The organism is uncultured Thiohalocapsa sp., assembly GCF_913062725.1.
Taxonomy (GTDB): domain Bacteria; phylum Pseudomonadota; class Gammaproteobacteria; order Chromatiales; family Chromatiaceae; genus Thiohalocapsa.
This window is the reverse complement of sequence record NZ_CAJXWY010000020.1, coordinates 22,248-48,230: the sequence shown is the minus strand read 5'-3', so window position 1 is coordinate 48,230 and position 25,983 is coordinate 22,248. Positions and strand designations below refer to the sequence as shown.

The 25,983-nt window shown below is 67.7% G+C and carries 19 protein-coding genes, 1 tRNA gene and 1 riboswitch; of the genes, 7 read left to right on the top strand and 13 right to left on the bottom strand.

The window, feature by feature from the left end:
* Positions 1–79 precede the first annotated feature (79 nt).
* Positions 80–1,204: a molecular chaperone DnaJ gene (gene dnaJ, locus QZ588_RS07610; RefSeq protein ID WP_295541415.1), complete on the top strand. Its 1,125-nt coding sequence runs from the start codon at positions 80–82 to the stop codon at positions 1,202–1,204.
* A gap of 54 nt (positions 1,205–1,258) precedes the next feature.
* Here the strand turns inward: dnaJ and QZ588_RS07605 are convergent, their stop codons facing one another.
* The 4 genes from QZ588_RS07605 to ispH form a co-directional block, all read right to left on the bottom strand.
* On the bottom strand, positions 1,259–2,071 hold the full coding sequence (locus tag QZ588_RS07605; protein WP_295541413.1) for a methyltransferase domain-containing protein: 813 nt from the start codon (positions 2,069–2,071) through the stop codon (positions 1,259–1,261).
* Positions 2,072–2,185: 114 nt separating this feature from the next.
* Positions 2,186–2,261, bottom strand: a tRNA-Thr gene (locus tag QZ588_RS07600).
* Positions 2,262–2,339: 78 nt separating this feature from the next.
* On the bottom strand, positions 2,340–3,443 hold the full coding sequence (gene thiO, locus QZ588_RS07595; RefSeq protein WP_295541411.1) for a glycine oxidase ThiO: 1,104 nt from the start codon (positions 3,441–3,443) through the stop codon (positions 2,340–2,342).
* Positions 3,444–3,513: 70 nt separating this feature from the next.
* A complete protein-coding gene (ispH, locus tag QZ588_RS07590; RefSeq protein ID WP_295541409.1) occupies positions 3,514–4,464 on the bottom strand; it encodes a 4-hydroxy-3-methylbut-2-enyl diphosphate reductase in 951 nt (316 codons plus the stop codon).
* Between the two features lie 450 nt (positions 4,465–4,914).
* On the opposite strand from ispH, the gene QZ588_RS07585 reads away from it, so the two are divergent.
* Positions 4,915–7,113: a tetratricopeptide repeat protein gene (locus QZ588_RS07585; protein WP_295541407.1), complete on the top strand. Its 2,199-nt coding sequence runs from the start codon at positions 4,915–4,917 to the stop codon at positions 7,111–7,113.
* A gap of 26 nt (positions 7,114–7,139) precedes the next feature.
* Here QZ588_RS07585 and QZ588_RS07580 read toward each other — a convergent pair whose 3' ends face one another.
* The 5 genes from QZ588_RS07580 to QZ588_RS07560 form a co-directional block, all read right to left on the bottom strand.
* Positions 7,140–7,991 (bottom strand): squalene/phytoene synthase family protein, encoded by an 852-nt coding sequence (locus QZ588_RS07580; protein ID WP_295541405.1) that lies wholly within the window; start codon positions 7,989–7,991, stop codon positions 7,140–7,142.
* Between the two features lie 205 nt (positions 7,992–8,196).
* The gene (locus QZ588_RS07575) at positions 8,197–8,910 is read right to left on the bottom strand and encodes an HAD-IA family hydrolase (RefSeq protein WP_295541403.1); all 714 of its coding nucleotides are present in this window, start codon (positions 8,908–8,910) and stop codon (positions 8,197–8,199) included.
* A 2-nt stretch (positions 8,911–8,912) separates the two neighbouring features.
* Positions 8,913–9,632 (bottom strand): bifunctional 2-polyprenyl-6-hydroxyphenol methylase/3-demethylubiquinol 3-O-methyltransferase UbiG, encoded by a 720-nt coding sequence (ubiG, locus tag QZ588_RS07570; RefSeq protein ID WP_295541402.1) that lies wholly within the window; start codon positions 9,630–9,632, stop codon positions 8,913–8,915.
* Positions 9,633–9,731: 99 nt separating this feature from the next.
* Positions 9,732–10,622 carry a UbiA family prenyltransferase gene (locus QZ588_RS07565; protein ID WP_295541401.1) on the bottom strand — a complete coding sequence of 297 codons (891 nt, stop codon included), beginning with the start codon at positions 10,620–10,622 and terminating at the stop codon, positions 9,732–9,734.
* A 29-nt stretch (positions 10,623–10,651) separates the two neighbouring features.
* Complete coding sequence (locus tag QZ588_RS07560; RefSeq protein WP_295541400.1) at positions 10,652–13,495, bottom strand: valine--tRNA ligase; 2,844 nt, start codon at positions 13,493–13,495, stop codon at positions 10,652–10,654.
* 376 nt (positions 13,496–13,871) lie between these two features.
* On the opposite strand from QZ588_RS07560, the gene QZ588_RS07555 reads away from it, so the two are divergent.
* Entirely contained in the window at positions 13,872–14,432 is a 561-nt protein-coding gene (locus QZ588_RS07555) for an HD domain-containing protein (RefSeq protein WP_295541398.1), read from the top strand.
* 149 nt (positions 14,433–14,581) lie between these two features.
* Here the strand turns inward: QZ588_RS07555 and metF are convergent, their stop codons facing one another.
* From metF to metK, 4 genes are all read right to left on the bottom strand, one after another.
* Entirely contained in the window at positions 14,582–15,454 is an 873-nt protein-coding gene (gene metF / locus QZ588_RS07550; RefSeq protein ID WP_295541396.1) for a methylenetetrahydrofolate reductase [NAD(P)H], read from the bottom strand.
* Positions 15,455–15,586: 132 nt separating this feature from the next.
* A complete protein-coding gene (gene ahcY / locus QZ588_RS07545) occupies positions 15,587–17,011 on the bottom strand; it encodes an adenosylhomocysteinase (protein ID WP_366929542.1) in 1,425 nt (474 codons plus the stop codon).
* Between the two features lie 11 nt (positions 17,012–17,022).
* Positions 17,023–17,106: riboswitch (S-adenosyl-L-homocysteine riboswitch) on the bottom strand.
* A 367-nt stretch (positions 17,107–17,473) separates the two neighbouring features.
* Entirely contained in the window at positions 17,474–18,670 is a 1,197-nt protein-coding gene (gene purT, locus QZ588_RS07540) for a formate-dependent phosphoribosylglycinamide formyltransferase (protein ID WP_366929541.1), read from the bottom strand.
* A 352-nt stretch (positions 18,671–19,022) separates the two neighbouring features.
* Entirely contained in the window at positions 19,023–20,192 is a 1,170-nt protein-coding gene (gene metK, locus QZ588_RS07535) for a methionine adenosyltransferase (protein WP_295541392.1), read from the bottom strand.
* 217 nt (positions 20,193–20,409) lie between these two features.
* On the opposite strand from metK, the gene QZ588_RS07530 reads away from it, so the two are divergent.
* The 4 genes from QZ588_RS07530 to QZ588_RS07515 all read left to right on the top strand — a co-directional run bounded on the left by QZ588_RS07530 (position 20,410) and on the right by QZ588_RS07515 (position 25,929).
* Positions 20,410–20,970, top strand: a complete 561-nt coding sequence (locus QZ588_RS07530; RefSeq protein ID WP_295541436.1) for a thioredoxin family protein — start codon at positions 20,410–20,412, stop codon at positions 20,968–20,970.
* Positions 20,971–21,454: 484 nt separating this feature from the next.
* Positions 21,455–23,467 carry a transketolase gene (gene tkt, locus QZ588_RS07525; RefSeq protein WP_295541390.1) on the top strand — a complete coding sequence of 671 codons (2,013 nt, stop codon included), beginning with the start codon at positions 21,455–21,457 and terminating at the stop codon, positions 23,465–23,467.
* A 125-nt stretch (positions 23,468–23,592) separates the two neighbouring features.
* Positions 23,593–24,594, top strand: a complete 1,002-nt coding sequence (gene gap, locus QZ588_RS07520) for a type I glyceraldehyde-3-phosphate dehydrogenase (protein WP_295541389.1) — start codon at positions 23,593–23,595, stop codon at positions 24,592–24,594.
* A 153-nt stretch (positions 24,595–24,747) separates the two neighbouring features.
* Positions 24,748–25,929, top strand: a complete 1,182-nt coding sequence (locus tag QZ588_RS07515) for a phosphoglycerate kinase (protein WP_295541387.1) — start codon at positions 24,748–24,750, stop codon at positions 25,927–25,929.
* Positions 25,930–25,983 lie beyond the last annotated feature (54 nt).

Sequence of the window (25,983 nt, the reverse complement as noted above, 5' to 3'; positions counted from 1 at the left end):
AAAGCATCAACGACACGCCTCCGCCCCGCTCCCCATAGCGCCCAGACCCCAATAACACGTCAGTTTCCGGACCCCGCCGATGCCCCGCGATTACTACGAAGTCCTCGGCCTGAGCCGAAACGCCAGCGAGCAGGACATCAAAAAAGCCTTCCGCCGGATGGCCATGAAGTACCACCCGGATCGCAATCCGGACGATGCCGAAGCCCTCACCAAGTTCAAGGAAGCCAAAGAGGCCCACGACATCCTCACCGACCCCCGCAAGCGCTCTGCTTACGACCAGTTCGGCCATGCCGGCGTCAGCGGACAGGGCGGCGGCGGCCCCGGCGACTTCGGCGCCGGCGGTTTCTCGGATATCTTCGGCGACGTCTTCGGGGATATCTTTGGCGGCCGTGCCGGTGGACGACGCACTCACCGTGGCACCGACCTGCGCTACGAGCTGTCGCTCACCCTCGAAGAGGCGGTCGCCGGCAAAGACGTCAGCATCAGAATCCCAACCACGGTGGAATGCCATCACTGTGGCGGTAGCGGCGCCAAGCCTGGTACCAAGCCGAAGGAGTGCGGCACCTGTCACGGCCACGGCCAGGTGCGCATGCAGCAGGGCTTCTTCTCCATCCAGCAGACCTGCCCCACCTGCCGCGGCACCGGCAGCGTCATCGAGGAGCCCTGCCGGCACTGTCGTGGCAGCGGCCGACTACGCGAAGAGAAAACCCTCAGCGTCAAGGTACCGCCGGGTGTGGACACCGGTGATCGTATCCGTCTGGCGGGCGAAGGCGAGCTCGGCGAGCAGGGCGGTCCGCCGGGAGACCTCTACGTGCAGGTGATGGTGCAGGAGCATCCCATCTTCACGCGTGAGGAGAGCCATCTGTTCTGCGAGGTGCCCATCAGCTTTGCCACGGCGGCCCTGGGCGGCGAGATGGAAGTACCCACCCTGAGCGGCAAGGTGATGCTCAAGGTCCCCGCGGGCACCCAGACGGGCAAGATGTTCCGCATGCGCGGCAAGGGCGTGAAGCCCGTGCGCGGTGGCCCCGTCGGCGACCTCATCTGCCGGGTCATCGTCGAGACGCCGGTGAATCTCACCGAGCGTCAGAAAGAACTGCTGCGCGAATTGAACGACACCCTGGCCAGCGGCGGCAAGCACCACAGCCCCCACTCCACCAGCTGGCTCGACGGCGTCAAGCACTTTTTTGAAAAGATGGGGCTCTAGCGCGGGCGGGCGTGCCCGCCCCGGGCGCCCCGCGAAGCACCGCCGCAAAGCGTCTTACGCTGCCGGCTTTTGACAAATCAGTCTGACCGCGCCGTACCGGAAGGCGACCTCCCGCCGCGCCTGTACGGCCGTGAATGCCGCCTCCATGGCGTGCTGCATCTCGAGTGTCGCATAGCCATGGACCAGCATCCGCTCTGCACCCGAGGCCAACAGCTCGCGCAGGTAGCGCAGCTGCGCTGCCCGGGCGCGGCTCGTATCAGCGCTGCTGATGACGCGCCGGGGCTCGGCCGCCAGCACCTCTGCACCCAGGGCGCTCACGATGTGCCGCAACTTGCCGCCGATGCAAGGATCGCCCCCGCCGAGCTCGGCCTGGCAGCGGTTGAACGCGTCCCACCAGGCGCTGATGGCGGGTTGCGTCGGGTCGAAGCAAAAGGTTCGGTTGTCCACCTCGGTCAGGATGACCCTGCCCGTGGGTTTGACGACCCGCAACAGCTCGCCGACCACGGCGGCGGGGTCCCGTAAGTGCTCCAGTACCCAGATGGTCAGCGTGACATCGAAGCTGTCGTCTGCGAAGGGTAAAGTGCGCGCGTCGCCCTGAACCAGGCGGATGCGCTCAGCCCGGTTGAGCCAGGCGTGTCCGGCGCGCAAGTGCGTGGCACTCAGATCCAGGCCGGTCAGCGACAGCTGCGGGGCCCGTTGTGCGATGAGGTGCAGCTCGGCACCCACGGCGCAACCGACCTCGAGCAGACTGCGGTCGCCGGAGAAATCCAGTCCACCGAATACCGGCTGCGCCAGCAGCTGTGCCTGGGCGATCAGGCGGCGGCGCTCGCTATCGCTGAAACCGTGGATATACCCAGCGTGCGTCAATGTCCGGCTCGAGCTGCGGCGGGCAGGATTGCGGCTGGTGGGGGCCGACGACAGGCGTGCTGTCGTATGACTCGTCCCTCGCACCCAATCGAGTGCCTCGGGGGAAGGCTTGAATGGAGCCGGTGAGCGGATTCGAACCGCTGACCTACGCATTACGAATGCGTTGCTCTACCAGCTGAGCTACACCGGCGCAGGACGTCGGGACAGTGCCCGGGCCAGCCGTTAATCATAAGCGGGTTGGCGGCTTGCGGCAAGCATCGGGCGGCGCTCAGCCCCGGGCCGCGTCCAGCGCATAGGCCGACGCCGGCAGGATGGGGTCACGGCCCAGCAGCAGGTCCGCAAGCAGCCTGGCGGAGGCGGGGCCCGTGACCAGACCATTGCGGAAGTGACCGGCGTTGACGTAAAGCCCTTCCGCGCCCGGATAGGGGCCGATGTACGGGATGCCGCTCGGTGAGCCCGGGCGCAGCCCCGCCCAGTGATCCTCGATGGGCGTGCGCTTCAGGAGGGGAAACAGCTCCGTGGCGATGCGGTAGAGCTCTTCTTTCGCCTCCGCCGTGGTGCGCTTCTCGAAGCCGGCATCCTCGAGCGTGCTGCCGATGAGCACCCGGCCGTCGCGGCGCGGAATGACGTAGCGCTCGCGGTAGAGTGTCAAATGGCGGATTTGCCCGGGCTTGGCGTAGAACAGAATCATCTGCCCACGCACCGGGTGGATGTCGGGCTTGCGCCCGAGCTTGCCGAGCAGCTCCGCGGTCCAGGCGCCGGTGCAGACCACAACGCGTTGCGCGGCGATATCACCGGCGCGGGTGCGCACACCCTGGACCACGCCGTCCTTGACACGCAGCTCCAGCACCTCTTCGTGCTCGCGGATGCTGACCTTGGGCTCGATGGCAACGCGCAGGGCCTTGGTGAGCCTGGGGTTGCGCACCTGACCGATGTCCTCGAGCCAGAGTGCTGTCCGCACCCCGGTCTGCAGGCCGGGCTCTGTTTCGCGGATCTGGGTGGGGTTCAGCGTCGTCAGCGACTGGTGCTCGGCGCTGGCCCAGGCGCGGGCCTCGGCATGTTCCTCGGGGTCGAGGATCATCAAGCCGCTGGTGTTGTATTCGGGATCGATGCCGGTGCTTTCGAACAGCTCGGTGCAAAGCGCCGGGTAGACCCGTTGGCTCCAGGTGGCCAACGCCGTGACGGCGCCGGCGAAGCGCCAGGGGTAGAGGGGCGAGAGGATGCCGCCGCCGGCCCAGCTCGCCTGCTGGCCGGTGTCGCCCATTTCCACCAGGGTGACGGCTGCACCCGTGGCGGCGAGCTCGCGGGCGGTCATCAGACCGATGACGCCGCCGCCGATGACGAGGATATCGGAGCCAGTGTGGTCGCTCATGCGTGTGTCAGTCGTGCGCGGGCATCAGCCTGCCGGGGTGATCGGGAGGGTCGACTTGCCGCAGACGCCGTCAGCCGGCGTCACCCGCCGTGCGTTGCAGTTCCTTGGGCAGGGCGAAGGTGACGTTCTCGCGCATGCCGGCCTGCTCTTCGACGCTGGCGGCCCCCCAGTCCTTCAGGCGCTGGATCACCTGCGCCACCAATAGCTCCGGGGCGGACGCGCCGGCGGTGACGCCCACCCGCGTACCGTCGGTCAGCCATTCGCGCTGGACGTCGTCGGGACCGTCGATGAGGTAAGCCGGTGTGCCGGTCTTCTCCGCGAGCTCACGCAGGCGGTTGGAGTTGGAACTGGTGGCCGAGCCCACCACCAGCACCAGGTCGGCGCGGCTGGCGAGGTCGCGGACCGCATCCTGGCGGTTCTGGGTGGCGTAGCAGATATCGCTCTTCTTCGGCCCCGTGAGGTTCGGGAAGCGCGCGCGCAGCGCGTCGATAATGCCGGCCGTGTCGTCCACCGACAGCGTGGTTTGGGTGACGTAGGCGACCTTGTCCGGATGCTCGATGGCGAGGGCGGCGACGTCATTCAGGTCTTCCACCAGGTGCATGCGCCCGCCGTCGGCGGCGCACTGGCCCATGGTGCCCTCCACCTCCGGGTGGCCACGGTGGCCGATGAGCACCACATCGAAGCCGGCCTTGCAGTGGCGGGCCACTTCCAGATGCACCTTGGTCACCAGCGGGCAGGTGGCGTCGAACACCCGCAAGCCCCGCTCGGCGGCCTGGGCGCGCACATCCTGGGACACGCCGTGGGCGCTGAAGACACAAACGGCCCCCTCCGGCATCAGCGCGATGTCGTCGACGAAAATGGCGCCGCGGGCCTTGAGATCGTCCACCACGTAGCGGTTGTGGACCACCTCGTGGCGCACATAGACGGGTGGGCCGAAGAGCTCCAGCACGCGCTCGACGATGTCGATGGCGCGGTCTACGCCGGCGCAGAAGCCACGCGGGTTGGCGAGCAGAATATCCATGGCTGAGGGGGGTTCTCGGGGCTTGCGTCTTATCCGACCGGGTAGCTGCGGATTCTAGCAGGGGTGCGGCGCGTGCGACGTGCGAAGTCACAGAGGCGGGCGGGGCCACAGGCCGGCGGCACTCGAGCAGGTCACCCAAGCCAGCCTGCTCGGCCAGCGATGGGACATTTTTCTTCGCAGACGCGTTGAGCCCCACGCGCCGCATCAGCCTTGCGAGCTTTCCAGGGCCCGCGAGCGTCGTCCCTTTGCGCTTGGCGAGCGCCGAGGCTGCCGCGGAAACGCCTGTGTTTCTGGTGGCCATCGGCGCGATGTTGGGCGTCTCCTGGCCCATCATGCCGTAGGTGCTGCAAGGGATCCGCCCGCGTCTGAAAAGCGTTGCTCCATCAGCGTGTTTGGCGGGTCGAGCAACGCTATGCTGTGATATGGCTTTCAGCCTTTGCAAGGTCTGTCATGCCAGCGTCCGACGCCCTGCTCGTCCGCACCACCCTGCTGTCTCTCAGCCTCCTCCTCGGGAGTCAGGCTTCGGCCGGCACGGCCACCCCGGCGGCTCACGAGGGCTATGTCGGCGCCGCCGCCTGCGCCGATTGCCACACGGATGAGACCGCCGCCTGGCAGGGCTCGCATCACGACCTCGCCATGGCCCTACCGAATGCGGCCACGGTGCTGGGGGACTTCGATGACGCCGAATTCACCGCCCACGGCGTCACCAGCCGTTTCTATCAACGGGACGGCGACTACTGGGTGCGCACCGACGGCCCCGACGGTGCGCTGGCCGACTACCGGGTGCGCTACACCTTCGGCTGGTACCCGCTGCAGCAGTACCTGCTCGAGCGCCCGCAGGGGCGGCTGCAGGGCCTGGGCATCGCCTGGGACAGCCGCCCCGCGGCGGCGGGCGGCCAGCGCTGGTTCCACCTCTACCCCGACGAGCCCATCGATCACACCCACGCGCTGCACTGGAGCGGTCGCGAGCAGAACTGGAATTATCAGTGCGCCGAGTGCCACTCCACCGATCTGCGCAAGGGCTATGACCCGGCGACCGACGGCTACCAGACCCACTACGCCGAAATCGATGTCGCCTGCGAGGCCTGCCATGGCCCCGGCGCCGGCCACCTGGCCTGGGCGCAGCAGGGCGACGCCGAGCGCGCCGCCGATCCGCGGCGCGGCTTCAGCACCCGGCTGCGCAGCGACCGGGCGCAGTGGCTCATCGACCCGGCCAGCGGGCTGCCCCGCCGCAGCCCGCCGCGCCGTGAGCACACGGAGATCGAGATCTGCGCCCGCTGCCATGCCCGGCGCGGCCAGCTCAGTGAGGACTACCGCCACGGCGAGCCCCTGGCGCAGACCCATCGCCTGGCGTTGCTCGAGCCCCACCTGTACTACCCGGACGGCCAAATCAAAGATGAGGTCTATGTCTACGGCTCCTTCGTGCAGAGCCGCATGTACCACGCCGGCGTGACCTGTAGCGACTGTCACGACCCGCACAGCCAGCAACTGCAGCGCAGCGGCAATGCGGTGTGCACCAGCTGCCACGTCGCCGCGCAGTACGACAGCCCCCGGCATCACCACCACCCGGTGGACGGCGCCGGCGCCGCCTGCACCGGCTGCCACATGCCGCAGCGGGTCTACATGGTCAATGATTGGCGGGCGGATCACAGCTTCCGGGTGCCACGACCGGACTTGTCGGTCAGCCTCGGCACGCCCAACGCCTGCACCGGCTGCCACACCGACCAGGATGCCGCCTGGGCGGCTGCACAGGTGGTGCGCTGGTACCCGGACAGCCGCCATCGCGGCCCGCACTTCGGCGAGGCCCTGCATGCGGCCGACCGCGGCGCACCCGATGCCGCGGCACAGCTGTTGGCCCTCGCCGCCGACAGCACGCAGCCCGCGATCGCCCGCGCCAGCGCCATCGAGCGGCTGCGCCCCCTGGCCAGCGCCGACCAGTTGCCGCGCCTGCGCCGCCTGCTCGAGGACGACGCGCCCCTGGTCCGTGCCGCCGGTGTGCGCTATCTGGAAGCGACCGATCTGCGTACCCGGGTGGACCTCGGCTGGCCGCTGCTCGACGACCCGGTGTTGCTGGTGCGCATCGAGGCCGCGCGCGTGCTCGCGCCGGTGCTGCGCCAGCAGGTGCCGGAGCGCTTCCGCGAGTTGCTGACCCGCCGCATCGAGGAATACGCTCAGACGCTCTATGTTACGGCCGAGCGTCCGGAGTCTCACCTCAACCTGGGGTTGGTGGCCAGCGCGGTCGGCGACGCCGCACAGGCCGAGCAGTCATACCAGACCGCGCTGCGCCTGCAGCCCGATTTCGCGCCCGCCTACGCCAACCTGGCGGACCTGTACCGCGCGCTGGGGCGCGACGACGACGGAGAGGCGCACCTGCGTGCCGGCATCGCCGCAGCCCCCGACAGCGCCGCCTTGTCGTATGCGCTCGGGCTGCTGCTGATTCGCGAGCAGCGTTTGCCCGAGGCCCTGCCGCAACTGGCCAGGGCGGTCGCCCTGGCCCCGAGCGAGCCGCGCTATCCCTTCGTCCAGGCCCTGGCGCTCGAGCAGGCCGGCGAGACCGACCAGGCCCGCGAGGTACTGCGCGAGGCCGTGCAGCACCACCCCAACGACGCCGACATTCGCGCGGCCCTCGAACGCCTCGCGGAGAAATGAGGTTGCGGCAGCCGCCCTACATCCAGTCAAGCTCGCTCATTGGCCCGCAACGCGATCCAGAACTTGCGCAGCGGCGTCAGCCCGATGCGCTGATCCACCACGGCGAGCTCGCTGCGGCGGAGCTCTTGCAGCAGCGCCGCATGGATGCGCTGCTGGATGCGTAGCGCCCGCGGCAGCGCCGACGCAGCGGTGGTTGGGGCCTCGCGCGCCAGCATGGCGGCCTGCGGTGCGAGTAGGGCGGGCAATTGGTGGCGGTGCTCAGGGCTCGCCAGGGCCTCGTGTCCGAGACCGGCGGCGGTGATGGCGTCGGTGGGCAGGACGGTGCGATCGTGGCGCAGCAGCAGCCCCGCGTCCCGCAGCCGGCGGACGCCGCCGCACCAGCCGCCGCTGCGGCGGGCGGCGGCGATGACCGATTCGTCCCGCTCGCCGTGGGCGCGGGCGAGCAATTCGAACAGGGCGCCCAGGTCTCGGGTGTCGGCGGCTCGCATTGCCGCGGCGTCCGCCGGGCGCCGGCGGCGCAGTACCTGCTCGACGTCGTCGGCCATGGCCAGGAAGGGCGCCGCGGGCAGGGCACCGCCGTCGACGTCTGACGCCAGCGTGGAGGCGAGCACATGACTCAGCGGGTGGCGCGGCGCGCCGGCCAGCGTGCGCTGAATCTCCTCGCGCCACCAGTCCAGCTTCAGACGTGCGACGCCTGAGTCCGAGACCTCGTCGAGTATGGCGCGGACCTGGTGCCGCCAGCCCGCGAGCGCCGCCAGTGCATCCCGCAGTTCGCGGGGGGCGAAGCGCACGGCGTAGTAGAGGCTGGAGCCGGGTGGGGTGGCGCGATTGGGATAGCGCCATTCGGCGCCGCCGGCGGGGAGGTCGGGCGCGGGCATGGGCGGATCGGGTCAGGTGGTCAGGTTGCGGATGGTGTCGGCGGTTGGCTGGTGGTCGGGCACCGCGTCGGCCGGTCGCAGGCGTGGCTGGCCGGGTCGCCGTGCATCGGGCCCGCAGTCCACTGCGCCGGCGTCGGGTCGGCGCCGCCGCGCTGCCGTCGTGCGCTGCCGTTCGCGCCGCCGTTGCGCGCTGCCGTTGCGCGCTTTAGGCCGCTCGCGGCGGATTGGCGGGCGGCAGCGTCGGCGAGCGCGCACCGGTGAGCCAGTCCAGGACGCCGAGGGGGTGCTCCACCAGGCCGGTGGCCCCCCAGTCGCCCGGTGGGCTGTCGGTACCGAGGTAGCCCCAGCCGGCGGCGAGGGTGGCCATGCCGGCGGCGCGCCCGGCGTGGATGTCGCGGGCATCGTCGCCCACGTACCAGCAGTGCGCGGGCTCCACATCCAGCAGCGCGCAGGCGTGCAGCAGGGGCTGCGGGTGCGGCTTGGCGTGCGCGGTGGTATCGCCGCTGACGACGCAGGCGGGCGCCGGCGATGGGTTGATGGCCGCGAGCAGCGGGGTGGTGAGCCAGCCAGGCTTGTTGGTGACGATGCCCCAGGCCAAGCCCTGGCTCACCAGCCGGCGAATGAGCGTCTCCATGCCGTCGAAGGGGCGGGTGTGGCAGCAGATGTCGGCGGCGTAGAGATCCAGATACTCGGCGCGCAGCGCGGCGTAGCCGGCGTCATCCGGTGTAAGGTCGAAGCCGATCCGCAGCAGTCCGCGGGCGCCGCTGGACACGTGCGGGCGGATCAGCGCCGTCGCCAGCGGCGGGCGGCCGTGGCGCGCGAGCAGGGTATTCAGCGCGGCGCCCATATCGGCGGCGGTGTCGGCGTAGGTGCCGTCGAGGTCGAACAGCACTGCCGCGCATTTGGCCTGTGCAGTCATTGTCAGGCGTGCGCCGGGCGCCGGCAACTGGCCATGTAATTGACGGAGATATCCTTGGGCGCCAGCCGATACACCCGGGTCAGCGGGTTGTAGGTCAGCCCGGCGAATTCGACGATGCGCAGGTCCGTTGCCCGCACCCACCGGTCCAATTCCGCCGGGCGGATGAAGCGGGCGTAGTCATGGGTGCCGTGGGGCAGCAGATTGAGCAGATACTCGGCGCCGATGATGGCGAACAGGTAGCTCTTGGGGTTGCGGTTCAGGGTTGAGAAGAAGACATGCCCGCCGGGGCGCACCAGCCGCGCGCAGGCGGCCACCACCGAGCCCGGGTCCGGCACATGCTCCAGCATTTCCATGCAGGTGACGACGTCGAAGGCGCCGGGCATCTCCCCGGCCAGCGCCTCGGCGGTGATCTGGCGATAATCCACTTCCACGCCCGTCTCCAGGGTGTGCAGCTCGGCGACGCGCAGGGGCTCTTCGCCCATGTCGATGCCGGTGACCGCGGCGCCGGCGGTGGCCATGGACTCCGACAGGATGCCGCCGCCGCAGCCCACGTCCAGCACCTTTTTGCCGGCGAGCTTGACATGGCTTTGCACATAGCCGAGCCGCAGCGGATTGATCTCGTGCAGGGGCTTGAACTCGCTCTCAGGATCCCACCAGCGCGAGGCGATTTCCTCGAACTTGTGGATCTCGGAGGCGTCGATGTTGGGTGCGATGTCGGTCATGGGTGGTCTGCGATGACTCTCGGTTGAGTGGCAACTTGGGAGCGATGCGGGCGCATTTCACCTGCCGTGGCGATGATGGCGGCCACATCGCCCTCGGCCTCAGCGCGGCGGTACGCGATAGCCCAACAGCCAGATGGGCAGCAGCAGCAACAACAGCAGCACGGCCGCCAGGCGCTGCCCGTCGCCGGCGAGCAGCAGCGCATCCAGCGGAATCAGGCACAGCAGCATAAAGCCCACGCTGGCACGCACCCGGGCGGTGGTGGGGTCTTCCATCAGGCGCAGCAGGCGCCGCAGCAGCAGGCCGCCGCCGACGGCGGTGAGTGCCAGCGCATAGGGATCTGTGAGGATGCCCAGGGGGTAGAGCGCCAGGGTTACCGCCAGCGCCAGGGCCAGCGGGATGACGGCGACGCGCACGGCGTGGCGGGTAGCGCTGCGCCCGGCCCGGTGCAGCAGCGCCAGCGCCAGGGTATACAGCAGCACCGGCAGCGCCAGCAGTAGCTCGGGGATGAGCACCAGGCCGGCACTGAGGCCCAGCAGCCAGTTGAGCCAGCGCGCCAGGGCCAGCAGCGGTGGCCCCGCCGGACGGTGCTTGAGCCCGCCCACATAGAGCAGGATCACCATCGCCAGCAGCAGCGTGAGCAGCAGCGGTCCGGGGCCCGCCAGCAGGCCGAAGCCGAGCCCCAGTCCCAGCAGGCCGTAACCCGCCAGCCAGGCGGAGCGGGCGGCGATGCGCCCGGAGGGCAGTGGCCGATGCGGATAGGCCTCGCGGTCGCGGGCCAGGTCGAAGCAGTCGTTCAGGATCATGCTCGCCCAATACAGGCAGGCGGCGATGGTGAGCTGCAGCCCCAGCAGCCGCCAGTGCGGGCTGCCCATGGTGGCAATGAGGTGCGCGGCGATGACGTTGGACCAGGCCGTGAACAACAGCGGCATGCGCACCAGCGCCAGCCAGGCGTCGAGCCGGGCCGGCAGGCTCCCGGGGGGCGTGGTCATGGCGGTCGGCGGCTGCCCCGGGCTCGGGGCTAGAGTGCGCTGATCCTGGTGTGCTGCGCCACCAGCTGGGCCAGCGCCGCACCCTGCTCGGTGAGGCGCTCGCGCTCTTTTTGCACCACCGCCGCCGGTGCTTTGTCGACGAAGCTGGGGTTGGCGAGCTTGCCCTCGATGCGGGCGATATCCGCGCGCAGCCGGCTGATTGCTTTGTCCAGACGCTTGAGCTCCGCGGCCTTGTCGATGAGGCCCGCCATGGGAATGAGGAGCTTCATCTCGCCCACCAGGGCGATGGCGGACTCGGGCGCCTCGCGCTCGTCATCCAGCACGGTGATGGAGGCGGTCTTGGCCAGGAAGTCGAGGTACGGTCGCGCGTGCTCGATCCAGGCCCGGTCCTGCGCGCTGGCGTTGCTCACCAGCACCGGCAGGGACTTGCCCGGCGCGATGTTCATTTCGCCCTTGATGCGGCGCACCCCCAGAATGAACTGCTGGACCCACTCGATCTCGGCCACCGCCGCCGGGTCGTCGACGCCGGCATCGGCCACCGGGTAGGGCGCGAGCATGATGGTTTCGCCCGCGACGCCGGCGAGTGGCTTCACCTTTTGCCAGATTTCTTCGGTGATGAAAGGCAGGAAGGGGTGGGCCAGGCGCAGCAGTGTCTCCAGCGTCTGCACCAGGGTGCGGCGGGTGCCGCGCTTGGCGGCGTCACCGGCATGCTCGCCGGTGAGCACCGGCTTGGCCAGCTCCAGGTACCAGTCGCAGAACTCGCTCCAGGTGAACTCGTAGATGGCCTGGGCGGCGAGGTCGAAGCGGTAGCCGTCGATGGCGCTGCGCACCTGGGCGATGGCGCGGTGCAGGCGTGCGGTGATCCAGCGATCCGCGGCGCTCAGCACGATGTCCGTGCCTTCGCCCAGCGGCTTGTCTCCCGACCCCGCCGCCTCGGCGCCCGTGTTCATCAGCACATAGCGGGAGGCGTTCCAGAGCTTATTGCAGAAGTTGCGGTAGCCTTCGATGCGGCCGAGGTCGAATTTGACGTCGCGTCCGGTGGTGGCGAGCGCTGCGAAGGTGAAGCGCAGCGCATCGGTGCCGAAGGCCGGAATGCCGTCGGGGAACTCCTTGCGCGTCGCCTTGGCGATCTTCTCGGCCAGATGCGGCTGCATCATGCCGCGGGTGCGCTTGGCCACCAGCGGCTCCAGTGCGATGCCGTCGATGAGGTCGATGGGGTCGAGCACATTGCCCTTGGACTTGGACATCTTGTTGCCCTGGGCGTCGCGCACCAGGCCGTGGATGTAGACGTCGCGAAAGGGTACGTCGTCCATGAACTTGAGTCCCATCATGATCATCCGGGCGACCCAGAAGAAGATGATGTCGAAGCCGGTGATGAGCACCGAGGTGGGATAGAAGGCCGCGAGTCGATCCGTCTCTTCCGGCCAGCCGAGGGTGCTGAAGGGCCAGAGCGCGGAGCTGAACCATGTGTCCAGCACGTCCGGGTCCTGGGTCAAAGCAAAGTCCGCGGGCAGGTCGTGCTTGTGACGGACCTCCTGCTCGGAGCGCCCGACGTAGACATTGCCCTCGGCGTCGTACCAGGCGGGGATGCGGTGGCCCCACCAGATCTGGCGGCTGATGCACCAGTCCTGGATGTTGCGCATCCACTCGAAGTAGGTGTTCTTCCAGTTGTCCGGCACGAAGCGGATGCGCCCGTCTTCCACCGCCTCGATGGCGGGCGCCGCGAGCGGGCCGATCTTCACATACCACTGGTCGGTGAGATAGGGCTCGATGACGGCGCCGGAGCGGTCGCCGCGGGGCACCATGAGCTTATGATCCCTGATGCCTGCCAACAGCCCCTGGGCTTCGAGGTCGGCGACCATGCGCTGGCGGGCCGCATAGCGGTCCAGGCCGATGTAGGCGGCGGGGATCAGCTGGTCCTCGTCCGGCGCGTTGGCGCGGATGGCGGCATCCGGCGTGAAGATGTTGATGAGTCCGCCGTGGGGCTGGTCGGCGATCTGCAGCTCGTCGCGATGATTGCTCCAGACCGCGTGGTCGTTGAAGTCGTGCGCCGGGGTGATCTTCACGCAGCCGGTGCCGAATTCGGGGTCGGCGTGCTCGTCGGCGATAATGGGAATGCGCCGGCCGGTGAGCGGCAGCTCGACGAGCTCGCCGATGAGATGCTTGTAGCGCGTATCCTCCGGGTTCACGGCGACGGCGCAGTCGCCGAGCATGGTCTCGGGGCGGGTGGTGGAGACGGTGAGATGTCCGGTGCCGTTGGTGAGCGGGTAGTGCATGTCCCACATGTGTCCCGCCTCTTCCTCGGCGATGACTTCCAGGTCCGAGACGGCGGTGTGCAGCACCGGGTCCCAGTTCACCAGCCGCTTGCCGCGGTAGATGAGGCCCTCTTCGAACAGCCGCACGAAGACCTCGTTGACGGCGTTGGACAGGCCCGCGTCCATGGTGAAGCGCTCGTGCTGCCAGTCCAGCGATGAGCCCAGCCGGCGCAGCTGGCGCGTGATGGTGCCGCCGGATTCCTCGCGCCAGCGCCAGATGCGCTCGATGAAGGCCTCGCGGCCCAGGTCGTGGCGGGTCTTGCCCGCGGCCTCCAGCTGACGCTCCACCACCATCTGGGTGGCGATGCCGGCGTGGTCCGTGCCGGGCTGCCACAGCGTCTGGTCGCCGCACATGCGGTGGTAGCGGATCAGCGCGTCCATGAGCGTGTTGTTGAAGCCGTGACCCATGTGCAAGCTGCCCGTGACGTTGGGCGGCGGAATCATGATGCAGTAAGCGCCGCCGCCGTGGTCCATCCGCGGCGCGAACCAGCCGGCGTCCTCCCAGCGCTGATACCACTGGGCTTCGATGCGGTGGGGGTCGTAGGTCTTGTCCAGCATGACGGTCTCGTGCGGCGGGGTGGGCGCCGTTGCGGGGCGCATGGGATCGGACCCGCCAGTATAACGAAGCCGGTGGTGGGCACGCTCACCGCCGCCCGGTTATATCGATCGCATTTCGGTTGTCGGTGTCCGCGGGCTGTGGTGGCGACCGGCGGGGGACGCCGTGAATACGTCCCTGTAGGCTTTACGATGGCATCTCTGCCGTCGAGACCCCCGTCATCCGCCACCCCGCCCGCTGATGCTTGCGCCGGACATTGACGTCCGCCGGGTACATGCAATAGCCAGTTGTGGTGTGGCCAGAGGCTCGCTAGGCTGCGCCCGAGCGATCGCCGCTCGTCGCGGCCCGCAGCGTCTGTCGTCGCAGAGGAGTCAGATCATGCGCGCCAACGTTTCAGCATCCGCCGATCTCGTCGCCCGTGCACGCAGCTTCGCCACCGAGGCCCACGAGCGCATCGGCCAGCGGCGCAAATACACCCAGCAGCCCTACCGAGAGCACCTGGAGGCCGTCGCCGGCCTGGTGGCGCAGGTCACCGATGACCCGGAGATGCTCGCCGCCGCCTGGCTGCACGATACGGTGGAGGATACGCCCGCCACCTTCGACGAGATCGAGCGCGTGTTCGGGCCGGCGGTGCGGGCGCTGGTGGCGGATCTCACGGATGTCAGCGCCCCCGGTGACGGCAACCGCGCCGTGCGCAAGGCCATTGACCGCCAGCACACGGCGCGCGCCTCGACGCGGGCGAAGACCATCAAGCTCGCGGACCTCATCGACAACTGTCGCGACATCTGCGCCCACGACCCCCGCTTCGCCCGTGTCTATCTCAGCGAGGTCGCGGCACTGCTCGACGTGCTGGACGCCGGCGACCCCGGGCTCTATCGCCAGGCGCAGCAGGCCGTTGCCGATTGTGCGCGCCGGCTCGACCCGCCGGATCTCCCCTAGCGGGCGTCCGAGCGCAGTGCGCCTCGCAGGCCGCAAGCCGTGGGCCTCTGGCTGGGCAGGGCTGCGTGGTGCAGGGGATACGGGTCTCCTGCGGCGGATCGCCGGCGCTGTCCCTGCGCCGGCTCAGGGGGGTTGCCAGTCGGGGCGGCTTACACCTGCCTGGGCGCCGTCACCGGCAGATCCAGGTCGTGCCAGAGCTTCAGCGTCGCCTCGGCCTGGTTCATGGTGTAGAAGTGGATGCCGGGGGCGCCGGCTTCCAGCAGGCGACGACAGAGATCCAGCACCACCTCGTGACCGAAGGCCTTGATGGATGCCTTGTCGTCGCCGTAGGCCTCCAGGCGCTTCCTGATGTAGCGGGGGATCTCGGCGCCGCAGGCGTCGGAGAAGCGCGCCAACTGGTTGAAGTTGGTGATGGGCATGACGCCGGCGATGATGGGGATGGTGATGCCCGCCTCGTCGCAGAGCTCGACGAACTCGAAATAGGCGTCCGGATTGAAGAAGTACTGGGTGATGGCCGCATCCGCGCCGGCATCGACCTTGCGCTTGAAATTTTCCAGATCCGCGGTGGCATTGGGCGCCTGCGGGTGGAACTCGGGATAGGCCGCCACCTCGAGCTTGAAGCGATCTCCGTACTCCGCGCGCAGGAAGGCCACCAGCTCGTTGGCATAGCGGAAGGCGCTCAGGCCGGTGCTGCCCATGCCGGAGGGCATGTCGCCGCGCAGTGCCACGATGCGGCGGATGCCCTGGTCGATATAGTGGCCGATGATGTCGCGGATCTCGGCCTCGTCGGAGCCGATACAGGCCAGGTGTGGCGCCGTGTCGATGCCCTGGCTGCGCAGCCAGTCGACGGTGGCGAAGGTGCGCTCACGGGTGGAACCGCCGGCGCCGTAGGTGCAGGAGAAATACTCGGGGCCGACGGCGTTGAGCTTGGCCACGGTGCCCTTGAGCTTCTCCATGCCCTCGGTGGTCTTTGGCGGGAACAGCTCGAAGCTGAAGGTGCGAGTGTCGCTGTGGGTGTTCATGACGAATACCTGTGTTGCGTGCCCAATGCGGTGGTCGGATAGACAAAGGCCGGCATCGGATACGGGACCCGACGCCGGCCTTCGCTTCGGACTGCCGGGGCCTGGCACTGGTGCCTGGCCCCCGGCCCCTCATCAGTACCGGTAATGGTCGGTCTTGAACGGCCCGTCGACGGTGACGCCGATGTACTCGGCCTGGTCCGGGCGCAGCTTGGTGAGCTTGGCGCCGATCTTCTCGAGGTGCAGCCGGGCGACCTCTTCGTCGAGGTGCTTCGGCAGCACATAGACGCCGATGGGGTAGGCCTCCGGCTTGGTGAAGATCTCGATCTGTGCCAGCACCTGGTTGGTGAAGGAGTTGGACATGACGAAGCTCGGGTGGCCCGTGGCGCAGCCCAGGTTCACCAGTCGGCCGCGGGCGAGCAGGGTGATGCGATGGCCGTCGGGGAAGACGATCTGGTCCACCTGCGGCTTGATCTCGATCCACTCGTACTTCGAGAGCTTGTCCACCTGGATCTCGTTGTCGAAGTGGCCGATATTGCAGACGATGGCCTGATCCTTCATGGCCAGCATGTGCTCCTCGGTGATGATGTCCTTGTTGCCGGTGGCGGTGACGAAGATGTCCGCCTGGCCGATGACGTCGTTCAAGTCGACCACACGGTAACCTTCCATCGCGGCCTGCAGCGCGCAGATGGGGTCGACCTCCGTGACCCAGACGTTGGCGCCCAGGCCCCGCAGCGAGGCCGCCGAGCCCTTGCCCACGTCGCCATAGCCGCAGACCACGGCGACCTTGCCGGCGATCATCACATCGGTGGCGCGCTTGATGGCGTCCACCAACGACTCGCGGCAGCCGTAGAGGTTGTCGAACTTGGACTTGGTCACCGAGTCATTGACGTTCATGGCCGGGAACAGCAGGTCGCCGTTCTTGTGCATCTCGTAGAGGCGATGCACGCCGGTGGTGGTCTCCTCGGTGACGCCCTTGATGCCCTCGGCGGTGCGGTGCCAATGGCGGTTGTCCCGCGCGAAGGTGCGGTTCAGCACGCCGAGCACGGCGGTCCATTCTTCGTTGTCGTCGGCGGTGGCTTGTGGCACGGCGCCCGCCTTTTCGTACTCCACGCCCTTGTGCACCAGCAGTGTCGCATCACCGCCGTCGTCCAGGATCATGTTCGGGCCCTGGCCGTCGGGCCAGTTCAGCACCTGCTCGGTGCACCACCAGTACTCTTCCAGGGTTTCGCCCTTCCAGGCGTAGACGGGAATACCGCGGGCGGCGATGGCGGCGGCGGCGTGATCCTGGGTGCTGAAGATGTTGCAGGAGGCCCAGCGGATCTCGGCGCCGAGCGCCACCAGGGTCTCGATGAGTACCGCGGTCTGGATGGTCATGTGCAGGCTGCCGGTGATGCGCGCGCCGGCCAATGGCTTGCTCGGACCGTACTTCTCGCGGATGGCCATCAGGCCCGGCATCTCGGTTTCGGCGATGTCCATCTCCTTGCGGCCGAAGTCGGCCAGGGAGATGTCGGCAACCTTGTAGTCGTTGAAGTCTTTAAGCTCACTCACGGTATTCAGCTCCTGAGTATCTTGAGTGAGCGCCGTTGGAAGATTCGCAAACCCCGACCGAGCCTGGCAGGGTGGGATACCCTGTTGCAGCGCTCCTCGGAACGGGACGATGACTGTGCCCGGTGCGGTCGGTTCGACCTCCTGCGCAGGGCAGTGAGGCTACGGCCGTCTCGGCGGTCGTTATCGGTTCAGGCGGCCGCTTGTGCGGCGGGGATGCGCCCGCGTAGGGCGCTGGTGACGACGGCGGGGCGCGCGAGGCGGTGGCAGCGTGATGACCCTGCCGATATCCGTCGGCAGGCCCCTGACCGTCCTGATCATCTGGCGCCATTGTAACGCGAACAGACGGTGCATTGTCCAGAGGGCCAAGCGCTTGCCCGTGCGGGATGTGGGCGGGGATCGGGGAGGGTCTCGGGAGTCCGTTCGCTCACGCTGGTTGCGCCCATCGGGCTTTGGGTTGGGCTTGAGCCCTGTTCAGGGTGACCGGGTGATCACCGCCGCCGCGACCCGGGCGGCCCGCGCCCGCGCCTCATCGACAGCCTCACCCCGCGCCAATGCAACCCCCATGCGCCGGCGTCTGAAGGCTTCGGGCTTACCGAACAGCCGTAGATCAGACTTCGGTACGGCGAGCGCCTCGGCCACGCCGTCGTAGCCGATGCCCGCCGCGTCCATGCCGCCGTAGATGACGGCGCTGGCGGCGACGGCGTCGCGGCGGGTGTCCACGGGCAGGCCGAGGATGGCGCGGGCGTGCAGGTCGAACTCGCTCTGGCGCTGGGAGGCCATGGTGACCATGCCGGTGTCGTGGGGACGGGGGCTGACCTCGCTGAACCAGACATCGTCGCCGCGCACGAATAGCTCGACGCCGAAGAGGCCGCGCCCGCCCAGCGCATCGGTGATGCGCCGGGCGATTGCTTGCGCCTTAGCCAGGGCGGTATCCGTCATCGGTTGTGGCTGCCAGCTCTCCACATAATCACCGCTGACCTGACGGTGTCCCACCGGGTCGCAGAACTGCGTGCTGATTTCGCCGTCGTGTGGTCCGCTGCGCACCGTCAACAGGGTGATCTCGAAATCGAAGTGGATCACGCCCTCGACGATGACCCGGCCCTGATTGACGCGCCCACCCGCGATGGCGTCATCCCAGGCAGCCCGCAGGGCGCCGGCCTCCTCGACCCGCGACTGTCCCTTTCCGGACGAGGACATCACGGGCTTGACGATGCAGGGGTAGCCGATGGCCGCCGCTTCCCGTCGCAGCGTGTCGAAGTCAGCGGCGAAGGCGTAGGGGGACGTCGGCAGCCCGAGCGCTTCGGCGGCCAGGCGGCGGATGCCCTCGCGGTTCATGGTGAGCTGCGCCGCCCGGGCCGTGGGGATGACCTCGCACAGGCCCGCCTGCTCCACCTCGGCGAGCACGTCGGTGGCGATGGCCTCGATCTCCGGCACGATGATGGCCGGGCGCTCGGCCTCGATCAGCGCTCGCAGCGCGGCGGGGTCGGCCATGTCGACGACCCGGGTGTGATGCGCCACCTGCTGCCCCGGCGCGTTGGCGTAGCGGTCCACGGCGATGACTTCGATGCCGAAGCGTTGCAGGGCGATGATGACTTCCTTGCCGAGCTCGCCGGCGCCGAGCAGCATGACCCGCGTGGCGTTGGGGGACAGTGGGGTACCGATGCGCATTGACAGGCCTGCGGGACGCGTTCGCGGTGAACCGGATCGAGGCACAGTATACCGGGCCGGCGCACGACGCTCAGGCCAATGCCCGTCGCGACGATACGCCTTGGTTATGGCCAGTGGCTTGACCGTGGAGGGGTCGGGCAAGGGTCATCCGGGTCATGCCCGCAGATCACACCGCAAAGTCGTGCGTAGCATCGATGCCCGTCGCTGGCCAACGCAGCAGCGCTCTCGCGGCGGGCGGTACGTGCGGTGCCGTGGACCCCGGTGAGCCAGGCCTGCGATGCCGAAAGTGCCGGCGCTGGCCCCCGCGCGCCGGCGTGGGGGCCAGAGGGTCAGCGGGGCTTGATTGGCGCGCTTAGAGGCCCGCCGCGTCCCGCAGCTGCTCGGCCTTGTCGGTGGCCTCCCAGGAGAACTCCGGCAGCTCGCGGCCGAAGTGGCCGTAGGCGGCGGTCTTACGGTAGATGGGCTTGACCAGGTTCAGCATCTGGATCAGGCCATAGGGGCGCAGATCGAAGAACTCGCGCACCAGCATGGCGATGCGGTTCTCATCGACCTTGGCGGTGCCGAAGGTCTCGACGCTGATGGACGTGGGCTCGGCGACGCCGATGGCATAGGAGACCTGGATCTCGCAGCGGTCGGCGAGACCGGCGGCGACGATGTTCTTGGCCACATAGCGACCGGCATAGGCGGCGGAGCGGTCCACCTTCGAGGGGTCCTTGCCGGAGAAGGCGCCGCCGCCGTGGCGGGCCATGCCGCCGTAGGTGTCGACGATGATCTTACGCCCGGTGAGACCGCAGTCGCCGACGGGGCCGCCGATGATGAACTGCCCCGTGGGGTTGATGTGGATCTTGGTATCGCTGTGGATCCACTCCTTGGGGATCACGGGCAGGATGATGGTCTCCATCACCGCCTCGTGGATCTGCTGCTGGGCCACGTCGGGATCGTGCTGCGTGGACAGCACCAGAGCGTCCACTCCCACCACCGCGCCGTCGCGGTAGCGCATGGTGACCTGGCTCTTGGCGTCGGGCCGCAGCCAGGGCAGCGTCTTGTTCTTGCGGACTTCCGACTGACGCTCCACCAGGCGATGCGCGAAGGTGATGGGGGCGGGCATCAGCACGTCGGTTTCGTTGGTGGCGTAGCCGAACATGAGACCCTGGTCGCCGGCACCCTGCTCTTCAGGGCTCTTGCGGTCCACACCCTGGGCGATATCCGCAGACTGCTTGCCCACCAGCGACATCACGGCACAGGTGTGGCCGTCGAAGCCGACCTCGGAGCGGTCGTAGCCGATGTCGTTCACCACCGCGCGTGCCAGGTTGTCGAAGTCCACATGGTGGTCAGTGGTGATCTCGCCGGCGACGATCACCGCGCCGGTTTTGATCATGGTTTCACAGGCGACGCGGGCGGCGCCGGGATTGGGATCCTTGGCCAGGATGTCGTCGAGGATCGCGTCGGAGATCTGGTCCGCCACCTTGTCGGGATGGCCTTCGGAGACGGATTCGGACGTGAAGAGCAGTTCGTTTGACATAGCGAGATGCGGGCGCCCCCAGGCGCGCTTTGTTGCTGTTGGTGCGGTGAGAAGAAGCGTTGCCGCGTGGGAGTGCGGCGGTCGAGAGTCCACCATACTAACCGAGCCCGAGGACGATTAACAGGTGCCGACGTCAGTCTCCGGGGTTCCCGTCGCCGCGCGTTCGGGTACCATGGGGGTGTATTTTTCAACCGAATCTGCGCTCTAGGAGGCCATGATGGTATCCCTCGAAACCCCCGTCTGCGACTTCGGCCAGCCCGCCCCGGATTTCTCGCTGCCCGGCGTCGACGGCAAGACGTGGACGCGTGACGCATGCACAGGGCCGAAGGGCTTGCTGGTGATGTTCATCTGCAACCACTGCCCGTATGTGCAGGCGGTGCGAGAGCGCATCGTGCGCGACACGCGCGACCTCGCCGCACTCGGCATCGGCTCGGTGGCCATCATGTCCAACGACCCGGCGGATTATCCGGAGGACTCGTTTGCGAACATGCGGCAAGTGGCCGCCGAGCACGGTTTCCCTTTCCCGTATCTGCTCGACGAGACGCAGGCGATCGCCAAGGCTTATGGTGCGGTGTGCACGCCGGACTTTTTCGGCTACAACGCGGACTTGGGTCTGCAGTATCGCGGCCGTCTGGACGCCAGCCGCAAGGAAACGGCGCCTGCGGATGTGCGCCGCGATCTCTTTCTCGGCATGCGGCAGGTGGCCGAGACGGGCCAGGGCCCGGCTGAGCAGATCCCGAGTGTCGGCTGCTCCATCAAGTGGCGCGATGCGGCTTGAGCTCAGGCACGGCGCATGCCTGCCAGGCGGCGTGTGAGGCCCGCGCGAGGGTGCACCGGCGGCGCGACTTGCTTATAGTCGAGGGAAATCCTTAATATTAGAAAGTTATGAAGGTTGCGTCGCCCGCTGCGACGTTGGCTTCTGGCTAAACCGCGCTTTTTGCGCAAGAATACGCGATCCAGAAAATCCTACAGACCCTCATGCGCGACGCCACTGCCCGGGCGTGAGGATATTAGCGCCCGAGCCGCCGGCGGCACGAATGCCGGTGGTGGCTTGGGCTCGGTCACAGCGCAGCCGCGAGGTTCGTTGCCGCCCATCACGAGAGCCCCCGCCGGCCGCCGGCCCCGACTCCGGGCATGGGTCCACCGCCAGGCCCATGCGCCGCGCCCGACACATCCGGGGTCAGGCGTCGGACCAAGCCGCTGCGCGGGCGATCACGCTCCTACCCGATCGCACTCACAAAACCGACCGAGGAGAGATCCTTATGTCTTCACGCAAAGAACTCGCGAACGCCATCCGCGCGCTCAGCATGGACGCCGTGCAGAAGGCCAAGTCCGGGCATCCGGGCGCCCCCATGGGCATGGCGGATATCGCCGAGGTGCTCTGGAACGACTTCATGAAGCACAACCCGGCGAATCCCGACTGGCCAGACCGCGATCGCTTCGTACTCTCCAACGGTCATGGCTCGATGCTGATCTACTCGCTGCTGCACCTGAGCGGCTACGGTGTTGGCATCGAAGATCTCAAGCAGTTCCGCCAGCTGCACTCCAAGACCCCGGGTCATCCCGAATACGGCTATGCCCCCGGCGTCGAGACCACCACCGGCCCGCTCGGGCAGGGCATCAGCAACGGCGTCGGCATGGCGCTGGCCGAGAAGGTGCTCGCTGCGCAGTTCAACAAGCCCGGTCACGAGATCGTCGACCACTACACCTACGTGTTCCTCGGCGACGGCTGCCTGATGGAGGGCATCTCCCACGAATCCTGCTCTCTGGCCGGGGCACTGGGTCTCGGCAAGCTGATCGCCTTCTACGACGATAACAACATTTCCATCGACGGCGAGGTGCGCGGCCACGGCGATGTGCCCGCCTGGTTCCTGGACGACACCCCGAAGCGCTTCGAAGCCTACAACTGGCACGTCATCCCCGAAGTGGACGGGCATGACCCGGAAGCGGTGAAAGCCGCCATCGAGGAAGCGCAGGCTGTCACCGACAAGCCATCGCTTATCTGTTGCCAGACCATCATCGGCTTCGGCGCGCCGAACAAGCAGGGGAAAGAAGAGTGCCATGGCGCCCCCCTGGGTGATGACGAGATTGCCCTGACGCGCGAAGCGCTCGGCTGGACGCATGCCCCCTTCGAGGTGCCCGATGCCGTCTACCAGGCTTGGGACGCCCGCGAGCGTGGTGCCGTGGCGGAGCAGGCATGGCAACAGAAGCTCGCCGCCTACAAGGCCGAGTTCCCCGCCGAGGCGGCCGAGCTCGAGCGCCGCCTGGCGGGCGAGCTGCCCGCGGACTTCGATGCCAAGGCCCGGGCGTTCATCCAGGCCATCAACGAAAAAGGCGAGAAGGTCGCCACCCGCAAGGCGTCGCAGCAGGCGCTCAACGGTTATGGCCCGCTGCTGCCCGAGCTGCTCGGCGGCTCGGCCGATCTCGCCGGCTCGAATCTGACGTTGTGGTCCGGAGCCAAGGGCATCAAGCCCACGGACGCATCGGGCAACTACGTCTATTACGGCGTGCGCGAATTCGGCATGTCCGCCGTCATGAACGGCATCACACTGCATGGCGGCTTCAAGCCCTACGGCGCCACCTTCCTGATGTTCATGGAATATGCCCGTAATGCGGTACGCATGGCGGCGCTGATGAAGATCAACCCGATCTTCGTCTACACCCACGACTCCATCGGTCTCGGCGAGGATGGTCCCACCCACCAGCCGGTGGAGCAGGTATCCATTCTGCGCCTGACCCCGCGCATGTCCACCTGGCGCCCGTGTGACGCCGTCGAGAGCGCCGTCGCCTGGAAGCTGGCGCTGCAGCGCAGCGGTGGCCCGACGGCCCTGATCTTCTCCCGCCAGGGCGCCCCGCACATGCCGCGCACAGACGATCAGATCCACAATATCGAGCGCGGCGCCTACGTGCTGAAAGAGTGCGATGGCCTGCCGGAGGCTATCATCATCGGCACCGGCACCGAGGTGGAGCTGGCGGTGAAGGCCGCCGAGCAACTCGCCGCCGAAGGGCGCAAGATTCGCGTCGTCTCCATGCCGTCCATGGATACCTTCGACGCCCAGGACGCCGCTTACCGGGCTATGGTGCTGCCGGAGACGGTGCCCGTTCGCGTCGCCGTCGAGGCGGGTGTCTCGAGCCTCTGGCCCAAATACGTCGGTATGCACGGCAAGGTAGTGGGTGTCGACACCTTCGGCGAGTCCGCACCGGCGCCCGACGTCTACAAGGCCCTGGGTGTTACCGCCGAGGCCGTCGTCGACGCCGTCAACAGTCTTCTTTGAGTGTCGCGTCGCGAGTCACGGGGGGGCGAGGAACGACAATGCTTCCTCGTTGCTCGACGCTGACGACGCTCGCCTCTGAGAGCAGCTGCTTTCCAAACCTTCCTCTACATCAGGAGTAACCAGGCATGACCCTGAAAGTTGGCATCAACGGTTTCGGTCGCATCGGTCGCATGGCCTTCCGTGCGATCAGCAAGGAGTTTCCGAACATCGAGGTGGTCGGCATCAACGATCTGCTGGACCCCGATTATCTCGCGTACATGCTGAAGTACGATTCGGTGCATGGCCGCTTCCAGGGTGATGTCGCGATCGACGGCAGCAGCATGATCGTCAATGGCAAGTCCATCCGCCTCACCGCCGAGATGGACCCGGCCAACCTGAAGTGGGACGAGATCGGCGCCGACCTGGTCATCGAGTGCACCGGCTTCTTCCTCACCGAAGAGACCTGCCAGAAGCACATCACCGCCGGCGCCAAGAAGGTGGTGCAGTCCGCGCCCTCCAAGGACGCCACGCCCATGTTCGTCTACGGCGTCAACCACGGTGTCTACGACGGCCAGGCCATCATCTCGGCGGCCTCGTGCACCACCAACTGCCTGGCGCCGGTCACCAAGGTGCTGAATGACAACTGGGGCGTGAAGCGCGGTCTGATGACCACCGTGCATGCCGCTACCGCCACGCAGAAGACCGTCGACGGCCCGTCCAAGAAGGACTGGCGCGGTGGCCGCGGTATCCTGGAGAACATCATCCCGTCCTCCACCGGCGCCGCCAAGGCCGTCGGCAAGGTACTGCCGGAGCTCAACGGCAAGCTGACCGGCATGGCCTTCCGCGTGCCCACCTCCGACGTCTCCGTGGTGGACCTTACCTGCGAGCTGAGCAAAGACGCCAGCTACGACGACATCTGCGCGGCCATGAAGGCCGCCTCCGAGTCCGGCGACCTCGCCGGCGTGCTGGCCTACACCGACGACAAGGTGGTCTCCACCGACTTCCGCGGCGCCAATACGCCGTCCATCTTCGACGCCGGCGCCGGCATCATGCTGGATGCCACCTTCGTCAAGGTGGTCACCTGGTACGACAACGAGTACGGCTATACCTGCAACATGCTGCGCATGGTGGAGCACGTCGCACAGTGACGCGCTAGGGCCCCGGGGCTGGGTGCCGGGCGCTGGGCAATCCGCCCGGCACCCAGCACCCGGTGCCGCGGCGCTCACCCGAGCGATGCGGAAAGCGCACCGTCGGTTTCCAGATCGCTTGAGACAACCACACCATTGAACGAGGCACGACACATGTCCTTCACCAAGCTCACCGACCTGGATCTCGCCGGCAAGCGGGTGCTGATCCGCTCCGACCTCAACGTTCCGGTCAAGAACGGCAAGGTCACCTCCGACGCCCGCATCAAGGCCTCCCTGCCCACGTTCGAGCATTGCCTGGCGGCCGGCGCCAAGGTCATGGTCATGTCCCATCTCGGTCGCCCGGAGGAGGGCGTGTACTCCGAAGAGGACTCGCTGGCACCCGTGGCGGCGGATCTCAGTGAGAAGATGGGCCGCGAGGTGCGCCTGGTGAAGCATTACCTGGAGACAGCCCCCGAGGTGGCCGAGGGCGAGCTGGTGCTGCTGGAGAACGTGCGCTTCAACAAGGGCGAGAAGAAAGACAACGAGGACCTCGCCAGGCAGTATGCGGCGCTGTGCGATGTGTATGTGATGGACGCCTTCGGCACCGCCCATCGGGCCCAGGCCTCCACCCACGGCGCCGGCAAGTTCGCGCCCGTCGCCTGCGCCGGCCTGCTGCTGGCCGAGGAACTGGAGGCGCTGAACAAGGCGCTTGCGGAGCCGAAGCGGCCCATGGTCGCCATCGTCGGCGGCTCCAAGGTTTCCACCAAGCTCACCGTGCTGGAGTCCCTGTCCACCAAGGTCGATCAGCTGGTGGTGGGCGGCGGCATCGCCAACACCTTCATCAAGGCCGCCGGGCACAACGTCGGCAAATCCCTGTATGAGGCGGATCTGGTCGCCACCGCCAAGGATCTGATGCAAAAAGCCGAGGCCGCCGGTGCCACGATTCCGATCGCCACCGATGTCGTGGTCGGCAAGCAATTCGACGAAAACGAGCCGGCCGTACAGAAGACAGTGGGTGAGGTCGCCGACGACGACATGATCTTCGACATCGGCCCGGACAGCGCCAAGGCGCTCGCCGACATCATCAGTCAAGCCGGCACCGTGGTCTGGAACGGCCCGGTGGGCGTGTTCGAGTTCGATCAGTTCGGCGAAGGCACCAAGACCGTCTCCATGGCCATCGCCGAGACCGACGCCTTCACGCTCGCCGGCGGCGGCGACACCATCGCCGCCATCCAGAAGTACGACATCTACGACAAAGTGTCGTACATCTCCACCGCCGGCGGCGCCTTCCTCGAGTTTCTGGAGGGCAAGACGCTACCTGCGGTGGCCATGCTGGAAGCGAGGGCGAAGGACTAGGCTCGCGGTTCGAGTTGCGAGTGTCGGGGGAATACCCGTCGATGCTCGCGCCCC

What these genes read in the sequence shown, in the direction of transcription:
- ispH (WP_295541409.1), bottom strand. Translation starts at nt 4,464, where the DNA reads ATGGATATTCTGCTCGCCAACCCGCGTGGCTTCTGCGCCGGCGTAGAC.
- QZ588_RS07565 (WP_295541401.1), bottom strand. Translation starts at nt 10,622, where the DNA reads ATGACCACGCCCCCCGGGAGCCTGCCGGCCCGGCTCGACGCCTGGCTG.
- QZ588_RS07560 (WP_295541400.1), bottom strand. Translation starts at nt 13,495, where the DNA reads ATGCTGGACAAGACCTACGACCCCCACCGCATCGAAGCCCAGTGGTAT.
- metF (WP_295541396.1), bottom strand. Translation starts at nt 15,454, where the DNA reads ATGAACACCCACAGCGACACTCGCACCTTCAGCTTCGAGCTGTTCCCG.
- dnaJ (WP_295541415.1), top strand. Translation starts at nt 80, where the DNA reads ATGCCCCGCGATTACTACGAAGTCCTCGGCCTGAGCCGAAACGCCAGC.
- QZ588_RS07555 (WP_295541398.1), top strand. Translation starts at nt 13,872, where the DNA reads ATGCGCGCCAACGTTTCAGCATCCGCCGATCTCGTCGCCCGTGCACGC.
- QZ588_RS07575 (WP_295541403.1), bottom strand. Translation starts at nt 8,910, where the DNA reads ATGACTGCACAGGCCAAATGCGCGGCAGTGCTGTTCGACCTCGACGGC.
- QZ588_RS07580 (WP_295541405.1), bottom strand. Translation starts at nt 7,991, where the DNA reads ATGCCCGCGCCCGACCTCCCCGCCGGCGGCGCCGAATGGCGCTATCCC.
- purT (WP_366929541.1), bottom strand. Translation starts at nt 18,670, where the DNA reads ATGCGCATCGGTACCCCACTGTCCCCCAACGCCACGCGGGTCATGCTG.
- gap (WP_295541389.1), top strand. Translation starts at nt 23,593, where the DNA reads ATGACCCTGAAAGTTGGCATCAACGGTTTCGGTCGCATCGGTCGCATG.
- QZ588_RS07515 (WP_295541387.1), top strand. Translation starts at nt 24,748, where the DNA reads ATGTCCTTCACCAAGCTCACCGACCTGGATCTCGCCGGCAAGCGGGTG.
- metK (WP_295541392.1), bottom strand. Translation starts at nt 20,192, where the DNA reads ATGTCAAACGAACTGCTCTTCACGTCCGAATCCGTCTCCGAAGGCCAT.
- thiO (WP_295541411.1), bottom strand. Translation starts at nt 3,443, where the DNA reads ATGAGCGACCACACTGGCTCCGATATCCTCGTCATCGGCGGCGGCGTC.
- tkt (WP_295541390.1), top strand. Translation starts at nt 21,455, where the DNA reads ATGTCTTCACGCAAAGAACTCGCGAACGCCATCCGCGCGCTCAGCATG.
- QZ588_RS07585 (WP_295541407.1), top strand. Translation starts at nt 4,915, where the DNA reads ATGCCAGCGTCCGACGCCCTGCTCGTCCGCACCACCCTGCTGTCTCTC.
- QZ588_RS07530 (WP_295541436.1), top strand. Translation starts at nt 20,410, where the DNA reads ATGGTATCCCTCGAAACCCCCGTCTGCGACTTCGGCCAGCCCGCCCCG.
- ubiG (WP_295541402.1), bottom strand. Translation starts at nt 9,632, where the DNA reads ATGACCGACATCGCACCCAACATCGACGCCTCCGAGATCCACAAGTTC.